The 22,259-nt window shown below is 40.8% G+C and carries 2 protein-coding genes; both read left to right on the top strand.

Translation table 11 applies throughout. From position 1 onward, the window contains the following. The first annotated feature begins 71 nt into the window (after nt 1-71). Entirely contained in the window at nt 72-1,004 is a 933-nt protein-coding gene (locus HX109_RS00070; RefSeq protein WP_178949189.1) for a mechanosensitive ion channel family protein, read from the top strand. 258 nt (nt 1,005-1,262) lie between these two features. Continuing rightward, nucleotides 1,263-22,247 (top strand): gliding motility-associated C-terminal domain-containing protein, encoded by a 20,985-nt coding sequence (locus tag HX109_RS00065; protein ID WP_178949188.1) that lies wholly within the window; start codon nt 1,263-1,265, stop codon nt 22,245-22,247. The last annotated feature ends 12 nt before the right edge of the window (nt 22,248-22,259 follow it).

The raw sequence follows: 22,259 nt of genomic DNA, 5'->3' as shown, positions 1-22,259 counted from the left end.
CAAAAGAAGGAAGTTACTATTGAAGTAAATTTAGTATTTTTAAGAAAAAGATACTTTCTTAATCTTCATTTATGCACAACTTTATTCTTTTTCAAGATCCAGATATTTATGAAAACATAAAAAAATCGACTATAAATTACTGGGAAGACTTTATAGCAGCGGTTCCACTTTACGTATTGGGTATTTTAATTCTAATCTTAGGTGTTTTAATAGCTACGTGGATCGGCCAGTTTGCAATGGCCAGAATACAAAGCAGGACACAAGACCCTTTAATGAGCAAGTTTTTGGGAAATGCCATTCGCTTCATCCTTATCATCATATTTATTCTTTTGGCACTCGATGCTGCTGGATTGGGAAATGTTTCAGCAGGAATATTGGCGGCTGCTGGGGCCAGTGCCGTGGTATTGGGTTTTGCTTTTAAAGATATAGGCCAAAATTTTATCGCAGGAATTATTTTAAGCTTTAATCGCCCATTTAATGTAAATGATACCGTGGAAATAGGTGATATCTTCGGAAAGGTGAAAACCTTGGAATTTCGCTATACCAAACTAAAAACCTTCGATGGGAAGGATGTGTACATCCCAAATAGCGATGTAATTACCCTGCCCGTTATTAATTATACCGAAGACGGATTCTTTCGATACGATTTTATTATTGGCATTGCTTATGAAGATAATATTGATGGCGCCAAAAAAGTTGTATTAAAAGCGTTGAGCGAAGAGCCAGACGTAATGACTGACAAAGAACATCCAAATTTTGTTACGGAAGATAAATTGGATACCAGTACCGTAAATTTAAAAGTATTTTTCTGGGTAGATACCAAAGAATTTGGAATGAATGCGCTTATTACCAAAGGGAATGTGGTGCGCCGGGTAAAAGAAGCCCTTGAAGATGCAGGGTACTATATGCCTGCAGATATCCAAGAGATTAAATTATACGGCAAGGAAACCGAATTACCTGTTAGTTTTAGGGATAAGGATAAAGAAGATAAGAAGAACTCTTAGTTTAAATAGTACTACAGTTTACTTCACATAGGTACTAGTAAGGCTATTATAATAGCTCTTTGAGACAAAAAAATCTATATTTCTTAAAAAAACCTTAAAAATTTTATAGAAATCTTAAAATTATATTTTATATTTAACTTACTGAAAATTAAACATATAGTTGTTTGCAGCATAAAGCACTAAACTTTTAAGCTGAAAATTGTAAACAATTACACACGAGAGGTGTAAGGTATTAGTTACATTCAAGATAAGAATTCTATGAAAAAGACTTTACTCAGAATCCTTCTCCCAGGCCTTCTCGTATGCTTTTTTTACCCCAAGGAAAGTATTGCAAAAAATTGCGAAGATTGTGTTTTAAATGCAGGCATTTATATTGATGCAGCTGTGGAAAATCCTAATGAGCTTATCTTAGCTTCCTCTGGATCTTATAATTCTACAACTCTTCAGTTATTTTCCCATGCCAGGCCTGGTATGCTATTTATCCAAGGGAAATGGTTGGGTAAAGAAGAAATCGCCAATTTTTTAAAAACGGATTTAGGAATTGCTTCTAGGTCCATACAACATATCAATATATACGGTTGTGAATTTGCGAAGGGTAACATTGGTTGTGAAGCCATTGCATATCTAAAAACGGAATTAAACCTAACCATTGCGGCTTCCAATGATATAACAGGAATTGCGGGTGATTGGGATTTGGAAGTAGGGCCTAATTTTGATGCGCTTAAGTTTCCAGCCTATCCATATTCCTTACAAACGGCTCCAAACGACGATTTTGATAGTGATGGAGTAATAAATGAATTGGATATTGACGATGACAACGACGGGATTCCGGACCTCGATGAACAATCTTGCGCACAACCTCTTTTCGATTTTCCAAATGAAAATAATATTGATGGTTTAGCCTCTCCACTTTTAACTTCTACCGGGGCTACAGTAACAACGACTGCTTCAGGTAATGTTTTTCCTTTAAGCGGTGCCTTTATGGGGCCACAAATCCAATATGGTCTTTCTTCAAATGGCGATGTTGTCACCCTAAGGGCAAATACGCAAGCCAGTGCTGCAGCTCCGGCAATCGCTACGATAGATTTTTCTCAACCCATTCTTAATTTAGAATTTACTATATGGAATATAACAAGGGCTGGGATTATTCCAACTGATGAAAATGTAAGGGTTACCGCATTTTATCAAGGTCAAGAGGTTCCATTAACATCTCAAACTACTGGGAGTCAAGTTACTTATAATGCAACGACCCGATTTTTCTCCAGTAGTTCATCAAATACAAATTTAGCCAATTCCACAGCCAACCTTATCTATACTTCAGAAATCGATCAGTTGGTATTCGAATATCATGCCGAAGGAAGAAATACAATAACTGAGGCCAATGGAATAAACATCTTTTTTGATAATGAAAGTGGATGTAATAACTTAGATACCGATAGTGACGGCGTTCCAAACCGTTTTGACTTAGATAGCGATGGTGATAGCTGTAGCGATGCATTTGAAGCGGGGGCAACCACAAATTTATCAACCAATTATCAGTTTCCCTCCAGCGGTGTTGGTGCGAATGGATTAGCTAATTCTGTGGAGGATGGCATTGACTCTGGAATCATAAATTATGAGTCGACCTATACGAGTTACGCGCTTAATGAGTTTTTGGAGGCTTGTACGGATACGGATGGTGATGGGGTAGCCGACTTTATAGATATTGATGACGATAATGATGGGGTACCAGATGTTAAGGAATGCACCGAATACATAACAGTAGATGCAGAACTGCTAAATTTAGTGAATAGTGTTATTTTTACGGAAGGCGAGCCTACCTTATTTACAAATGTTGCGGGAATTAATGGGTTTGATGTAGTGATAGAGCCTCAAGGAAATTTCTTTTTCCAACCAGAATTTCAAGTGGATGGACAGTTTACCAATTTTGTTACCACAGCATCTGGTGCTAGCAATTCATATACTATTTCTTTTGTTGGGTCGGTGCTTCCAGCTACACTGGCGGTGGTTTCAGAAAGTAATTTATTCAGTAGAAATACCGCCGGGAACAACATCAATGAACAAATGGTTATTGAAGTTATAGGTGAAGGGCCAATTTTTAGTGAGGCCTTACCTTTGGATAATGTTTGTGGAATAGGAAGTTTTAGGCAACCAAATGTTAATGTAAATACAGAACAAAACATTCATACTTATATAATGCCCAGACCTGGTTCCGGAGGGTTTAATTCCTGTGGTTTTCGTAGTGAGTTTGAGGTAGCATCGGGTGCGACCAGTGTGCGCGTTACATATACATTGCCATTTGGCCAGGGAGGAGATGCCTCCACCGTAAACCCTTTTAGAATAGCCCTGAAAATGTGCTACACAGATACCGATGGCGATGGTATTCAGGATAAGTTCGATCTAGATAGCGATGGCGATGGTTGTAGCGATGCGTTGGAAGCTGGGGCAACCACGAATACCACCACAGATTATCAATTCCCGAATATAGATAGCAACGGGGATGGATTGGTAGATGCAGTAGACGCTAATCAGGATGGTCGGGAAGACTATCTTTCCACCTATTTTCAATATGCATTGGATAGTGATGCAGGATTCTGTATAGATAGCGATAATGATGGCATTTTTGACTTTATAGATTTAGATGACGATAACGATGGCGTGCTCGATGTTCAGGAAAGTTGTTCAGACGGACTTTCATTGGGGACACCATTTACAAACCTCACCCAAGCTAGTGGGGTTACTTCTGCCGGGATTTATTTTTTCAATATTAGGGGAAATGAGTTTTCTACGTTCGTAGATGAAAATGGATACGTAAAGGTAGCCATAGATTATGGATACGGGATAGGGGTCTTGCCTCAAGGAAATGCCATAAATAATTTGGAAAGGGGGATATTGGCACCGCAAATTTTGGCAAGCTTATCCGATATACAAGAAGTACGTATTAACGATAGTGGTGGGTTTTTGGATGCCATTAATACAGATGTAGAAATAATAACACGACTAAGAAATAACCAAACGCTACATATTGGTCAAGCCACCAATGCTATTAATGATAACTGGACAGGACAAAGTGCGCAAGTTATAACCGTCAATGCTTCTTCCAACACCAATGTAAACCAGCGGGAATTACAACAGACTATCATCCATACTGCCGGGAATGTAAATGGGATGATTTGGAAACCTGTACTTAATAGTCAAGCTGTTCAAAATTCAAATACAGAAATAAAATACAACGATTATTTGAGTCTATGGGTGAAGGGGGATGAATCGCTTTTTGACCCAAATAGTAGCAATTGCGATATTGATAATGATGGTTTGCCAAATTATTTAGATCCAGATGCAGATGGAGATGGATGTAGTGATGCTTTGGAAGCTAGTGCCACAACCGAATTAACTCCAAATTTTATATTTGATATTCCAGGAGGATCCAGTCTTGATGTAAATGGCAATGGTCTTGCCGATGAAGTGGAAGAAGGGACTACAGGAAATTTAAATTATGCCACCACATTTCCTCAGTTTGGATTAAATCCAAATATTGGGGTTTGTTTGGATTTTGATGGAGATGGAATTCTTGATTTGATAGATATAGATGATGATAATGACGGGGTGTTGGATAAAGAAGAAGCATGCCCAGATGGTTTAACAAAGGATACTCCTTTTATTAATATAAGCCAAGCGAGGAGTGTTACTGAAGAAGGGGTTTATTATTTTGAGATCAATGGGAATGCATTTTCAACTTTTGTAGATTCCAATGGTTTTATTCAAATAGCTAGGGATTTTGGAAATGGAGTAGGGTCTTTACCACAAGGAACTTCACTAAATACAATTGAAAGAGGTATTTTAAATCCGATAACCTTAGCTAGTTTAGAGAATATAGAAGAGGTAAGAATTTCTGATGATATAGGATTTCTGGATGCTAGTACTACGGTTCAAACCATCATTAACCGTGTAAATTCAAATACCACATTCCAAGCTGGAAATAATAATGGTGCCAATAATAATTGGGTTGGAAACAATGCACAATGGTTAACTGCTAATGGAACATCCGCTCAGAATCCAACCAATCTAGACGCCCGTGTTTTTCATACCGTTGGAAACGGCAATGGTTTCCATTGGATTCCAGTAGATGGCTTTCAAAGATATACTTTTAATTCTGGAGAAATACCAGATGACCGTGCATTGATTGTATGGGTTAGGGGTCTTGAATTGAGTACCGCAACCATTACATGCGATTTTGACGGAGACGGAGTGTTGAATCAGTTCGACCTTGATAGCGATGGCGATGGCTGTTCTGATGCCTTTGAAGCTGGAGCAACTACAAACGATACTCCAGATTTTCAGTTTCCAAATACGGCTGTAGGTGCAAACGGACTTGCGAATACATTGGAAACGGTAAGCGATTCTGGAGAAATTAATTACACATCCACCTACTTAGAATATGCTGTAAATACTTCTGTAGATGCTTGTATAGATACAGATGCCGATGGAATAAGAGATGTGGCAGATCTAGATGATGATAATGATGGTATTTTGGATGCGGATGAATGTACTCCTATAATTGTTTCTCGAGCTATAGACGATATTACCCCTACGAATAGTCCTAATCGAATAACGATTACTGATATTAGAGGTTTTCAATTCGATATAGTGGCAACTTCAACTGGTTCGTTGCCCTTTTTGAATAATGCAGAAGACAACCAATTTAGTATTAGTGATGATTCTGATATTAATAGTCCAAGCCTTATTTCATCAACTCAGCCCAATGCACGAAGAAGATCTATCGTAACATTTGAGTTTTTTGAAACAGGAACTACCAATCCCATAGAAGTAGACTTATTTCAATTGACGTTATACGATCTGGACGTTACAGAAACTACCGGTAATTTTTCCATAGCACCCAATGAAATAATAGAACCACCTGTAGATAATAATTATACTATTGCAACAGACCCTGTAAATGGAATTTACATAGCAACAGGCAATGGAAACGATTTTGATACCAATGGGCCAAATTCATTTTCAAGATTTGGATTGGTTTTTGAAAAAATTTCTTCACTTACTTTTACAACAGAAAGATATATTACTGGTGGTAATTTAGGAGTAGGGATTCAAGATCTTACGGTGCTTTCTGTTCCTCTTATGTGCGATACGGATCAAGATGGAATTACCAATCAATGGGATTTAGATAGTGATGGAGACGGTTGTAGCGATGCCTTTGAAGGTTCTGCTAGCTTTATGGGAGAGGATATTTCAATTTCCAATATTGATGGAGGAAATATAGGAGACGATTTTAACGGATACGGACAGCCAGTTCAAGAAAATTTGGGGACTGATGTAGATACCGATCCACAAAGTGCTAGTTACGGGGTTCCAACTATTGCTGGTGCCGGTCAAAATATAGGTACTAGTCAAACCTTAGATCCAGACGCTGACAGCGACGGAATAGGGGATACTTGCGATTGCTTTGATAATACGTTAACAGATACCGATGGGGATGGAGTGCCCGACGAAGACGATGTCGACAGCGACAATGATGGTATTTTTGATAGTGTAGAAGGAGACGATACCATCGATACAGACGGGGATGGGGTTTCAGATTATCTGGATTTGGACAGCGATAACGACGGAATCCCAGATTCTGTTGAAGCTTCTGGAGATAATACCATAACTGATTGCAGTTATGCTGATGGGGATGTTATCGACCCTACCACACTATGCGAAACAGGAGAATCTAGCGCTGGCGAAATAACCCCCATAGATACCGATGGCGATACATTACCGGATTATTTAGATTTAGATAGTGATGGCGAAACCTGTCCAGATGGTTTAGAGGCCGAATATGCGGAAGTGAGTGTAAATACCGTGGATTTTTCTACGGTAACCACCGCAGGTGTGGATACAGATGGACTAGTTACTGCAATTGGTTGTAATCCACCAAGTACCAATGAATGGATTGATAATAGTATTTCGGATGCTTGTTGCGAAATCGATGAAACTACTTTATTGGCAACTCCATTTGCACCTAGTACCTGTTCACCAGCTAATGATGGATTTATAACTGTTACCGGTGGAAATTTATTACCAAGTACTAATTATTTGGTTTCCTATTTACAAAATGGTGCCGCAGTTACCAATGTTAGTATTCCCACTCAGATTGATGGAAGTTTAATTATAAATGGGTTAATCCCCGCGCAATATACAGATATCACTATCACTTCGGTTCAGTATCCTACAATTTGTAGCGGAACCGTACCTGTCGTTCTTACAGTAGTTTCCGAATACATTTCCGATTTAAATGCAGTGGTGACATCCACTACGGACGTTACTTGTTTTGGTGAAGCCAATGGCGCTATTAATATTTCTGCAACGGGTGAAAATGGAAATTTTCAATATTCTTGGATTGCTAGTAATGGTGGTGTTGTTCCGGTAGGACAAGAAACTAATGAAGATTTAAGCGGACTCATCGCTGGAAGTTATTCTGTAACCGTAACCGATCTTGATACCCAATGTGTTGAAACACTTACAAATATTACCATAGATGAACCGACTGCCGCCGTTTCAGGAACTTTTACACAAACCAATGTTCTTTGTAATGGTGATAATTCCGGAGCTATTAACTTAACACCTGCTGGAGGGACATCTCCTTATACCTATGCTTGGACAACAACAGATGGCACCATTCCAGCTGGTCAAGAAGATAATCAGGATATTTCCAACCTTACCGCTGGAACATATACTGCTACGATAACAGACACAAATGGCTGTACCAATCCTACACCAATTTCGGTGACAATAACTGAACCTGGAGCAGTAGTTTCAGGATCAACCACTTCGACTGATGTTTTGTGCAATGGTGATTCTACTGGATCCATAGACCTTACTCCAGCTGGTGGAGTAGCTCCTTATACTTTTGCGTGGAATACTACAAATGGAACTATTCCGGCGGGACAAAATTCAAATGAAGATTTAACGGGATTGGTAGCCGGAACCTACACCGTGGTAATAACGGATTCCAATGGATGTACAAATCCAAACGCTATAAGTGTTCAGATTTCCGAACCTAGCAACCCGATTACATCAACTATTAGTCAAACAAATGTTGCTTGTTTTGGGGATTCAACAGGAGCAATAAATAGTACGCCTTCAGGCGGAACTGCTCCTTACACTTTCGCTTGGTCGTCACCTTCCGGAGCAGATATTACAGGTCAGGAAACCAATGAAGACTTAACAGGACTTGCGGCTGGAACCTATTCTGTAACTATTACGGATGTCAATGGTTGTACTTTCACGCCGAATGATATTATAATTACACAACCCACGGCTCCTGTTTCTGCAACCGTAACCGCAACTGATGTTTTATGTAACGGAGAAGCTTCAGGTTCAATAGACTTAATACCTTCAGGAGGAACAGCACCATATTCTTATTTATGGACGACCACAGATGGATCCATACCGAATGGAGTTGAGGTCACAGAAGACCCTACAAATTTAACCGCAGGAAGCTATTCCGTAACGATCACCGATGCCAATGGATGTACTAATTTATCGCCAATTGGTATTACGATAGCCGAACCAGCATCGGTGGTTTCTGGAACTTTAACACCTGTTAATCTTACTTGTAATGGAGATTTTAGTGGAGCTATTGACTTAACACCTTCAGGAGGAACTGGCGGCTATACTTTTTTATGGACGGCTTCAAATGGAGGTATAATTCCGACAGGACAGGAAACTAATGAAGATTTAAGCGGACTTTCAGCTGGGACGTATTCCGTAGTAATAACCGATGCAAATGGCTGTACCAATCCAATTGCATTAAGCACCACCCTTACTGAGCCTGATGTAATTACGCTAACGGAAACCATTTCAGAAAAACAAAATGTTACTTGTATCGATCAAAATATCGGCGCATTTACTGTCGTAGCTGAAGGAGGATCTGAAAGCGGATTTGTTTACGAACTAAACACTGGAGTAAATAATAACACGGGCGTATTTACTGGCTTAGCGGCGGGAGATTATACTATTACAGTTACAGATGATCAAAGTTGTACAGCACCAACTCCCCTTGTTATAACCGTACAAAACTTCTGTATAGAAGCCACGAAAACACAAACAATAGCAGATATCGACGGTAGTGGAACAAACAATCCTGGCGATGTAGTTACATATTCCATTTTGGTTACCAACAATGGTGAAGAAACGCTTACAAGTGTTGCCGTAACAGATGTTCTTACAGATGCTTTAGGGAATACGCTTAGCTTGGATAGTGGTCCGACCTACGTTGCTGGAAGCGCTTCGCTTGGCAGTCCGCAGGGAACGCTACAGGTAAACGAATCTGCAACCTATACCGCAAGTTACACTATTACCCAAAGTGATATAGATGCTGGTGGAATTAGTAATTCTGCTACGGCAACTGGAAATGGAATTGATGTTCCCCAAGTTTCGGATGTGTCCGATAACGGAAATGATGCGGATGGAAACACTACAGACGACCCAACCGATTTTGATATTACGGAAGCAGCGGAAATTGAACTTATAAAATTAGCGTCGGTAAGCGACGAAGATAATAGTAATACCAATAATGCAGGAGATATTATTACATTCACTTTTACGCTTGAAAATACTGGAAATGTAACCGTTTCTAACCTATTAATTACTGATGATTTAACAGATGCTGAAGGAAATACGCTAAGCTTATCAACCCCAATTTCGTTTGTAAATGCTACCGGAAATGGAACAGCAACGAGTTTGGCTCCGTCAGAAATTGCAACTTATACAGCAACTTATACCCTTACGCAAGCGGATGTAGATGCTGGAGGAATAAGCAATACGGCAACAGCAAGCGGTATTACCGAACAGGGAACCAATGTTTCCGATGTTTCTGATGATGGCGTGGTTGGAAATGGTGACGACAATCCGACCGAAATTTTAATTCCCGAAAATCCATCTTTAACGCTGATAAAAACAGCGGGTAATGTAGTGGATTTAGATAGCAGTGGAGACGATACCGCAGGAGATCGAATTACATATACTTTCAGCATAGAAAACACGGGGAATGTAACCGTCAATGGATTGGTTCTAACAGATAATTTTCTTCCAGCCTCCACAAATCTAACTTTACCGGATACTTCCATAGCGCCAGGTGAAATCATAAATTTTTCAGCAAATTATATTTTAGTCCAAACAGATATAAATACGGGAAATGTAACCAATTCAGCCACTATTTCAGGGAATGATCCGGATGGTAATGTTGTTACAGACGTTTCCGATAACGGTGATGAAGTCGCTGATGATGACAACGACGGTGATCCTGAAAACGATCCTACTATTGTAGACTTAACGACAATTGCTGAAATTGAATTGGTGAAAATAGGCACATTCAATGATGAGAATAGTGACGGATTTGCCCAACAGGGGGAAACAATTACCTATTCCTTTACGGTGACCAATACCGGAAATATTGCAGTTGAAAATGTAACTGTTGATGATGCGGTGTTAGGAATTACTGCGGAAGGAACAACTCCAGCGAATTTACCTGTAGGCGTTTCGGGAACTATTCCAGATCAAACGTATAGTATTCAGCAAACTGATATCGATGCAGGTTTGTTTTCGAATACCGCAACCGCAACAGGGGAACGTAGTGATGACGGAACAGATGTTACCGATACATCCGATGATGGGAATCCAACCAACGGGCCAGATAATCCTACGGTTGTTGAATTTGATCAAAATGCCGAATTATCGCTTATTAAACAAGGGGTTTATAGCGATGATAATGTCGACGGACTCGTAAATGCGGGAGATATAATTACCTACACATTTATGGTTCAAAATACAGGAAATGTAACCATTGACAATACTTCCATTGATGATGCCAGAATTGGAATTACCGACGAACCAATTTACACCGATGCCACTGAAACGACATTAGTTACATCTTTGGCACCTTCGGAAACTGCTGTTTCCGTAGTTGTTTATACCATCACCTTAGCTGATGTAAACGATGGAAATGTTACCAATACGGCCTTGGCAACAGGTCAAGATCCCGAAGGAGATGATGTTACAGCATCTTCCGATAACGATACAGGAACGGGAGCAACTATTATTGATTTACCTAAGAATCCGATTCTCGAGCTTATAAAAACGGCGGTGGTGGCAGACACCAATGGAAGCGGATCAAACGATGCAGGCGATGTTATCACCTATACATTTTCCGTAGAAAATACAGGAAATGTAACTGTTAACACACTACGCATTACCGACCCAACTTTAGGAATCACGAATCTAGGCGTAATACCAGCAACTTTAGCGCCCGGAGCAACAGGAAGCGTTACAAGTGATTACACCATAACCCAGGCCGATGTGAACGCAGGAGGGATTACAAATACAGCCACCGTTAATGGTTTAGACCCCGATGGAGTGGGCATAAGCGATGTTTCCGATAACGGAACGGGTGCTGGAGACGATCCTACCGTCACCCCGCTCACAATTGAACCAAGTATAGAAGTAATTAAAACTCAAAATATAGTAGATTCTAATGGGGATGGAATTACAGGAGGACTTTCAGACGTAGTTACCTATACAATTACGGTTACCAATACGGGAAATGTTACGCTTACGAATGTTTCCGTAGCCGATACGTTTACAGCTGCAGATGGTACGATTTTAAATTTAGATAGTGGTCCGTCTTTTGTAAGTGCCTCATCCGATAATGTGGAAGGTGTTTTGCAACCTTCAGAAATAGCGACCTATACCGCAGCTTATACTATTCAGCAAATTGCGATTGACGGAGGCGGATTAAACAATGAGGTGACGGCCACTGGAGAAGACCCAGAGAATGTTGAGGTAAGCGACACCTTAGATACGCCAACAGTTTTTACCATAACGGAAACACCTTCCGTAGTGGCAATAAAAACAGCTTCCATTAATGACGTAGATAATAGCGGAACAACCAACGCTGGTGATTTAATAACGTACACGATAACGGTTGAAAACACAGGGAACGTGACCTTGAATTCAGTGAGTCTAACTGAAACTTTTACGGATGCAGACGGAAATGCATTAACCTTGGATGGCGGACCAACTTTTGTAAATGCTTCCGAAGGAAGTTCTGCAGGGAATTTACAAGTTGGTGAAACTGCCACATACACGGCTACATATACATTGACGCAAGATGATATCAATGTTGGGGGTGTTCTAAACTCTGTTTTAGCAGAAGGAACGAGTCCAGCGGGAACGGTTGTAGATGATATTTCTGATGATGGCGATACCGGAACTGGTGATACTGGAGAAGACCCAACGACAACTGAAATTCCGAAAGATGCAGCGCTAACATTGATAAAAAGAATAACCAATATTGCAGATACAGATGGCAGCGGCGATAATAATATAGGTGATGTTGTAACGTATAATTTTTCGATTGAAAATACAGGAAATGTTACCATAAACGGAATTGCCTTAACAGATAATTTCCTGCCAGGAACAACCGATTTAACCGTTACTCCTAATTCTTTAGAGCCAGGCGAAACGGCAACGGTTGTTGCCCAATACGCACTAACACAAGGTGATGTGGATACCGGGCAAATCACGAATTCGGCAACTTCTCAAGGAACAGATCCTGATGGCGATAGTGTTTCTGATGTTTCCGATGATGGAAATCCAGCAGATTCAGACCTTGATCCTGATATCGACGGAACAAATGACCCAACTTTTTCAAATTTAACTACGGAAGCTACTATAGAACTTATAAAAACAGCCGTATTTAATGATGAAAACGGAAATAACCGAGCGGACGTAAACGAAACTATTACCTATAGTTTTGAGATAATCAACACTGGAAATATTACGTTGGAGAATATTACTTTAGATGATGTTCCTCTAGGTTTAACCGATGTAGCTGTTTCTCCAGCTTCCTTAGGGCCTAATCAGTCGGGTGCAGCACCCAACACCGATTATGTTATTACCCAAGCAGATATAAATAATGGTTCGGTGAGTAATACGGCTACCGTATTTGGTGATCGTGTGGATGACGGACAAGAGGTTTCTGATATTTCTTCGGATGATAACCCAGCCTCCGGTCCCGATGAACCCACTGTAACCGAGTTTAATCAGGAAGGAGAAATTTCATTATTGAAAGAGGGTACTTATGAAGACACAAACAACGATGGAGTTGTAAATGTTGGTGATCAAATAAATTATGAATTTACGGTTACCAATACTGGAAATGTTACTGTTACCGGACTTGTAATTCAAGATGCAAGAATAGGTATTGCCGCACCAGGTATAAATCTATTGCCAGCAACATTAAATCCTGGAGCTGTAGGTAGCCAAACGGTTTCGTATAACATTACCCAAGCGGATTTGGATTCAGGAAGTATTTCCAATACAGCTACAGCCATAGGTCAAGAACCCAACGGCGATGATGTTACGGCTGTATCAAACAATAGCAATGGTACGGGAGCCACTGTTGTAGAATTGGAGAAAGAACCGGAAATTCAATTGGTGAAAACTTCCGAGGTTATTGACTTAAATGGGAGCGGTGTAGATGATATTGGTGATGTAATTGAATACACTTTTACGGTAACCAATGTAGGGAATGTTACCGTAGAAATTATAAGTATTGCAGATGCAACGCTCGGCATTACCAATTTAGGGATTACTCCTTCTACATTAGTGCCTGGTGCTAGTGGTGTGGCAACTGCCAATTATACCATCACCCAAAGTGATTTAGATGCTGGTGAAGTGGTTAACACTGCCACAGCCACTGGAAGCGACCCCGATGGAGATCCTGTTACCGATGAATCTGATGATGACCCTAATGATCCAGGTGATAATCCAACAGTTACTCCGTTAACTGCAGAACCTTCCATTGAAGTGTTAAAAACGCAATCGGTAGCCGATACTAATTCAGATGGAACTTCTGGCAACGTTGGCGATTTAATTAGGTATACCATTTCCGTAGAAAACACAGGAAATGTAAGTCTGAGTAATATTGTATTAACCGATACTTTTACAGATGCTTTAGGCAATACACTTACGCTGAATAGCGGTCCAACTTTTGTAAATAGTTCTAATGGAAGTTTGGCAGGAAATTTACAGCCTACGGAAATCGCAACGTATACAGCGAACTATACGATTACACAGGCAGCGGTAAATGCGGGAGGAGTGAGTAATACCGTCTTAGTTACGGCTTCACCGCCAACAGGACCTAATGTCACGGATGTTTCAGATGATGGAATAGCAGCGAATGGAAATGACAATCCAACGGAATTCAATATTACCGAAAATCCTTCTATTGAAGTAGTTAAAACCGGAATCATTTCAGATGAAGATAATAGCAATACCGATAATGATGGGGATATAGTTAATTATGAAATTACGGTAGAAAATACGGGGAATGTCACTTTTACTGGAATTACCCTTACAGATATTTTAACAGATTTAGACGCTGCTGTACTTGCTCTAACAACAGGTCCGACTTTTGATGATTCATCCTTAAATAGCAGTGAGGGAACATTGCTACCAGGAGAAACCGCCACATATCTTGCCACTTTTATACTAACACAAAGTGAAATTGATGCCGGTGGGGTAATTAATAGTGCAACTGCTGAAGGAACAACTGCGCAGGGAACCACAGTGACCGACGATTCGGATGATGGTAATCCTACCAATGGAACGGATACACCAACGACAACGCAAATAACGAAGTCTGCGGAGTTAACCTTGATAAAAACCTCTGATCCCCTGGAAACTCAAAATCTTCCTGCTGACGGAAATTACGAATTGGGGGATGTTATCAATTATACTTTTTATATCGAAAATACTGGGAATTTAACGGTAAGCGGATTAACACTGGTGGATGTCGGACTGGGGACTTCTGCGGGAGGTTTGGTGGTATCGCCAAATAGTCTTGCTCCGGGTGTTTCAGTTAATGTAACCTATGCTTATACGCTAACTCAAGATGATATAGATTTAGGTCAGGTTGAAAATACAGCTACTATTTCGGGAACTGATCCTGATGGGGTTTCGGTAAGTGATATTTCCGATGACGGTGATGCCAATAACGATGCCAATTTTGATGGCAATCCTGAAAATGATCCTACCATTACGCTAATTCCTTCCGAAGCAGAAATAGAGCTAGTAAAAATAGCCACGGTTAATGATGGCGGTGATGGTAGAATAGACGCCAATGATGAAATTACCTATGAGTTTACGATAATCAATAGCGGAGCGCTCACTTTGGATAATATCTTTTTGAATGATCCCACTTTAGGAATTAACAATTTTGTGGTTCCATTAACCAATCCTGCTGGTTTAGCTCCTGGCGATAGTGAAACATTTGCAGATGTATCTTTCGCTCATACCATAACACAACAGGATATAGATAACGGTTCCTTTACAAATCAAGCAACGGTAACTGCCGACGATCCGAGCGATAATCAAGTTACAGATCTTTCAGATAATGGTAATCCGTTGGATGGACCTAACAATAGTACGTTAGTTAACTTTTCACAGGAAGCAGAATTAACCTTGGATAAAATAGGTTCATATTCCGATGACAATGGAGATGGTGTAGTGAATTCCGGAGACATAATAACTTATACCTTCACCATAGAAAATATAGGAAATGTAACGGTGGATAATCTTGAATTGACAGATGATTTCTTGCCCGTTGGAATAGATTTAAACCTTTTAGATACGGAGTTAGCCCCGACGCAGCAAACAGTTTTATCTGTAAATTATACCATCACACAAGCAGATATGGATGCTGGCGGCGTAACCAATGAAGCTGAGGTGGAGGGTACAGACCCGAATGATGACACTGTAACAGCCACTGATGATCATTTCGAAGAATTATTAAAAGTACCTTCCCTTGAATTTATAAAAACTTCAGTGGTAGTAGACACTAACGGAAATGGAATCGATGACGTTGGCGATGCAATTGAATATACATTTACGGTAACCAATACTGGAAACGTATCCGTAGAAATTTTAACTATCAATGATCCAACCTTAGGGATTTCAAACTTAGGGGTAAATCCATCTAATTTAAGTCCGGGAGAGATTGGTCTGGCAAGCTCCAACTATATTATAACACAGGCAGATGTAGATTCTGGAGAAGTTATTAATACAGCTTTGGTAAGTGGATCGGATCCGGACGGGGAAACTGTTACAGAAAACTCAGATGGTGATCCTAATGACCCTGGTAACAATCCAACCGTAACACCGTTCACTCAGGATCCAAATATCGAGGTAACCAAAACACAACAAATTGCAGACACCAATAACGATGGTGTTACTGGTGGAATCGATGATATTATTACTTATACTATTATGGTAGTCAATACTGGAAACGTTACATTGAATAGTCTAAGTTTGGTAGACACTTTTGTAGATGGAAATAACCAGCCACTTACTTTGACTAATACGCCTACATTTGTTGCTGCTTCATCCGATATTACTTCGGAAACTGATCCATTGCCACCAGGGGACAAAGCAGTTTACACCGCCAATTACACTATTGCCCAAGAAGCGATTGATGCTGGCGGAGTGAGTAACAGTGTAGAAGCCTCAGGAACAGCTCCAGATACCACTATTGTTTCTGATATTTCCGACAATGGTATTGATACCGATGGAAATACTGAAGACGATTCAACCGATTTTGAAATTCCTGAAAATCCGGATATCGAGGTGGTTAAAACAGCTTCGGTTGCAGATTCGGATGGAAGCGGAACTACTAATGTCGGCGACGTAATTACGTACACAATTTCCGTTGAGAACACAGGAAATGTAACGTTGAATTCCGTTAGTTTAACAGACACATTTCTAAACGTTAACGATGAGATTTTAACCTTAGATGCAGGCCCAACCTTCAATAGTGCTACCGCAGGCAGTTCGGCAACCACGATACTTCCTAATGGGATCTCAACTTTTACAGCCAGTTATGCCTTAACACAAAACGACGTTGATGTGGGTGGGGTTAAAAATAGTGTTTTAGCCGAAGCTTTAAGCCCGATAGGGACTTCCGTTAGTGATGTTTCCGATAACGGGAATGACGCCGACGGCAATACGGAAAATGATACAACTGAAACCATAGTAGAGGAAGATCCTTCTATAGAAGTGGAGAAAATTTTAACGCCTATAACAAATCCAATGGCTGGGGATGAAATTACGTTTACCATTAATGTTACCAATACTGGGAATGTCACATTAAATGGAGTAACGCTAGAAGATACATTTGCCAATGCAAGGGGAGTATCATTGACATTACCGGCTGTAACGTTTGTAAGTGCGTCGCAATCCAGTTTAGAGGGGATTTTACAAATACAGGAAACAGCAACTTATACGGTTAATTATACACTTACCCAAAGCGATATCGATGCAGGTGGAGTAAGCAACAGCGTATTGGCTGTAGGAACTAGCTTACAAGCTACGGAAGTATCGGATGTTTCTGATGATGGGGATGATACCGATGGAAATACTACCAACGATAAAACCAACCTATTTATAGAAGAAGATCCTTCTGCGGAAGTTATCAAACAGGCAGTTGTCAATCAAAATGATGGCAATACTACCGTTGATGTGGGTGATGAGGTTCTTTATACCGTAACAATTACGAACACAGGAAATGTAACGTTAAGGAATTTAGTATTGGAAGATGTGTTGACAGATTTCAATGGAAATGTTTTAACATTGGATACTTCTCCAACCTTTAATGCAGGAGCTTCCACGAATGCTTCGGAAGGCATTATTGCTCCTTCGGAAAGTTCGGTGTACAACGCTAGCTACATTATTCAGCAAAGCGATGTGGACGCCGGCGGAATATTAAACAGTGCTACAGCAACCGTTTTAAGTCCTAACAACATTGAAATAGTAGATGTTTCAGACGATGGAAACCCTGCCGATACCGACCCAGATGGTGACCCAGGAAACGATCCCACAGAAACTCCAATTATCGCAAATCCTTCCATTAAATTGGTGAAAACTGCTTTGGAAAATGATGAAGATTCCGATAACTGCACAGATGTTGGCGAAACCATCACATATACTTTTACGGTAACGAATGATGGAAATGTGTCTTTGTCCACAATTTCACTCTCCGATAATTTACCAGGCTTGGGATCAATAAATCTAGTTTCTGGAGATCTCGACGGCGATTTATTATTGGATGTGGAGGAAACTTGGATTTATAATGCTGATTATACCATTTTGCAAACAGACTTGGATGTAGGTAGTATTGCGAACAGTGCAGCCATTTCTGGAGTTTCCCCGAAAGGGAATTCTGTAGACGATATTTCTGGAACGGCAACAAACAACGATACCGCAACCTCTGTAGATTTCTGTATTAATCCCGAAATAACGTTTGTTAAAACCTCTATAACAAACGATGGCGGGGACGGAAGAATGGATGTTGGGGACATAATTGAATATACTTTTGAAGTTACCAATACCGGAAATGTTACTATTGATGCTATTTCAATTAGCGATCCGCAAATTGGTGTTATCAATTTAGCGATAGCTCCATCGAGCTTGGCATCGGGTGAGGTAGGTACGGCAACTGCTATTTACACTATTACACAGGCAAATTTAAATACGGGTAGTGTAACCAATGAAGCGGTTGCTACTGGGGAAGATCCTAATGGGGATGAGGTTACAGATACCTCTGATGATGGTAATGGAGTAGATGATAATAACGATGGTGACCCTGAAGATCCAACCGTGACGATTTTACCGAGTGAACCAGAAGTAACTTTTATTAAATCTTCTATTACCAATGATGGCGGTGATGGAAGAATGGATGTTGGAGATGTTATAACCTATACTTTTACAGTTACTAATACAGGAAATGTAACTATTGAAGGCATCGCAATTAACGACTCACAAATTGGAGTAAATGATTTATCTATTCTACCATCTACCTTAATACCGGGAGCCATAGGAACAGCCACGGCCACTTACCAGATTACCCAAGCGGATATCGATTCGGGCAGTGTAAGCAACAGTGCGGTTGCCACTGGTATCGATCCCGATGGCGACCCCGTGGAAGACACTTCCGATACCGATGATCCGACGGACCCAGATCCAGACGGCCCAACGGTAACACTATTGCCAAGTGACCCAGAAATCACATTTATTAAAACGGCAATTACCAACGATGGCGGCGATGGAAGAATGGATGTTGGGGACATAATTGAATATACTTTTGAAGTTACCAATACCGGAAATGTTACCGTAAGCGGAATTGTTATAGATGATGTAACGATCGGCGTAACAGGCCTAGCCATCAATCCTACCACTTTGGCTGCCGGTGCGGTTGGAACAGCCACGGCCACTTACCAAATTACCCAAGCAGATATCGATGCGGGCAGTGTAACCAACAGTGCGATTGCCACTGGTAGCGATCCCGATGGTGACCCTGTGGAAGACACTTCCGATACCGACGATCCAACGGACCCAGATCCAGACGGCCCAACAGTTACGCCATTGCCAAGTGACCCAGAAATCACATTTATTAAAACGGCAATTACCAACGATGGCGGTGACGGAAGAATGGATGTTGGGGACATAATTGAATATACTTTTGAAGTTACCAATACCGGAAATGTGACCGTAAGCGGAATTGTTATAGATGATGTAACGATCGGCGTAACAGGCCTAGCCATCAATCCTACCACTTTGGCTGCCGGTGCGGTTGGAACAGCCACGGCCACATACCAAATTACCCAAGCGGATATCGATGCGGGCAGTGTAAGTAACAGTGCGATTGCCGCTGGTACCGATCCCGATGGTGACCCTGTGGAAGACACCTCCGATACCGACGATCCAACGGACCCAGATCTAGACGGCCCAACGGTAACACCATTGCCAAGTGACCCAGAAATCACATTTGTTAAAACGGCAATTACCAACGATGGCGGTGACGGAAGAATGGATGTTGGGGACATAATTGAATATACTTTCGAAGTTACCAATACCGGAAATGTGACAGTAAGCGGAATTGTTATAGATGATGGAACGATCGGCGTAACAGGCCTAGCCATCAATCCTACCACTTTGGCTGCCGGTGCGGTTGGAACAGCCACGGCCACATACCAAATTACCCAAGCAGATATCGATTCGGGCAGTGTAAGCAACAGTGCGGTTGCCACTGGAACCGATCCCGATGGTGACCCTGTGGAGGACACTTCCGATACCGACGATCCAACAGACCCAGATCCGGACGGCCCAACGGTAACGCCTATCGGTGCTGATAGTAATCTAGCTTTAGAGAAAATAGGGGATTTTAACGACGCCAATGGAAATGGATTTACAGATATTGGAGAAACAATAACTTATACCTTTATAATTCGCAATACAGGAAATACAACCATTGAAGATATAACTATTTCCGATGTTTTAGTGAATGTATCAGGAGGATCTATTACTCTAGCGCCTGGACAAGAAGATAGTACAAATTTCTCTGCAATTTATACAATTACAGAGGCAGATATCTTGGCAGGTTTGGTGACCAATTCGGCTATTGCAACAGGGGAGGATCCCGAGGGGAATATAGTTACCGATACTTCCGATGATCCTAACAATCCAACCAACCAAGACGAAGATGGTGACGGGGATCCTGAAGATCCAACCGAAACGATTGTACCTCCGTTTGGAACGGCTTCCGTGGAAGCAACCAAATTTGCAAGTGTAACTGATACGAATAGCGATGGATTGACAAGTGTTGGAGATATTATAAATTATACTATAACAATAGAAAATACTGGCCAATTGGAGCTTAGCGGTTTATCGCTTGAAGATACTATAGTAAATGGCGACGGTGTTTCGCTTCAGCTAAACTCAGGACCTAGATTTGTAAGTGCTACCCTAAATTCTTCGGAAGGCATTTTAGAAATTGGAGAGATTGCAACATATTCTGCTAGTTATGAGATAACCGAAGAAGATGCAACAACAGGGGTTATATCGAATTCAGTAACCGTAAATGCGACAGATACCAACGGAAATAACACTACCGATGTTTCTGATAATGGAGATGATACCGATGGAAATACCGAGGATGATGCTACTGAGGTTAGTATCTCTGAACCTACTCCTAGCTTAAGCGAAATTGAAGTAACCAAAACTGCTATTTTTACAGATAATGGAGATGGTAGTACAAGTGCTGGGGATATTCTTGATTATACTATTACAGTGGAAAATACAGGAGAAACGGTGTTAAGCGGACTTCAATTTACGGATGTTATGCAAAATGGAAATGGAGAACCTTTAGAGCTAACAATTCCAATTACGTTTAGCAATGCAAGTTTAGGTTCAGCCGAAGGCGTTTTACAACCAGGTGAAGTAGCCACTTATTTGGCGAGTTATACCATTAGTCAGAATGATGTGAATTCCAATTCGATAAGCAACTATGTTGAGGCTGAAGCAGAAAATCCGAATGGCGAGACTATAACCGACCGTTCCGACAATGGAGATGATACCGATGGAAATGCAGAAGACGATCCTACTGAGGTAGTTTTTGAAGCCAGGGGAGCTATAAGTTTAATTAAAGAAGTTGTATTTAACGATGAAAATGATGATGGCCTGGCAGAAACCGGGGAGACTCTTAATTATTTCTTTACCGTTATAAATACTGGAGAGGTCGATCTTTTTGATATCACCGTATCCGACGACTTACCGGGAGTGGTATTAATCGGGCAACCAATTGATGTTTTAACAGTAGGGGAAGAAAACAGTAACGACTATTCTGCCACCTACACCTTAACTGAACAAGATATCTTAAATGGATTTGTAGAAAATCAGGCAGTGGTTACTGCTAAAAACCCTAATGGAAATACCATCCGTGATTTGTCAGATGATCCTATAAATACCGTAGATGAAGACCAAAATGATGACGGCGATCCAGACGATACAACTCGTATTGACATTATACCAAAAACAGAATGCCAAATTGTAGTTTACGATATTATTAGCCCAGATGGAGATGGGATAGCAGATGAACTTACCATCGATGGTCTGGATTGTTATCCAGAGAATACTTTGGAAATTTATAATCGATGGGGTATAAGGGTGTTCCGAACCGAGGGTTACAATACCACCGGAGAGAAATTCAGAGGTTATTCCGACGGAAGAGCAACGATACAGCGAAATAAAAAGTTGCCTACAGGTACGTACTACTATGCGTTATCCTATGTGAACGATAATGGGGTGACCATTAAAAAAGCGGGACCAATATTTGTAATTACCGATTAACATGAGAGGGAG

Origin of the sequence: Galbibacter sp. BG1, from assembly GCF_013391805.1 — a bacterium.
Classification (GTDB): Bacteria; Bacteroidota; Bacteroidia; order Flavobacteriales; family Flavobacteriaceae; genus Galbibacter.
Note: the sequence above shows the minus strand (reverse complement) of the source record. Positions and strands in the feature narration are given on the sequence as shown.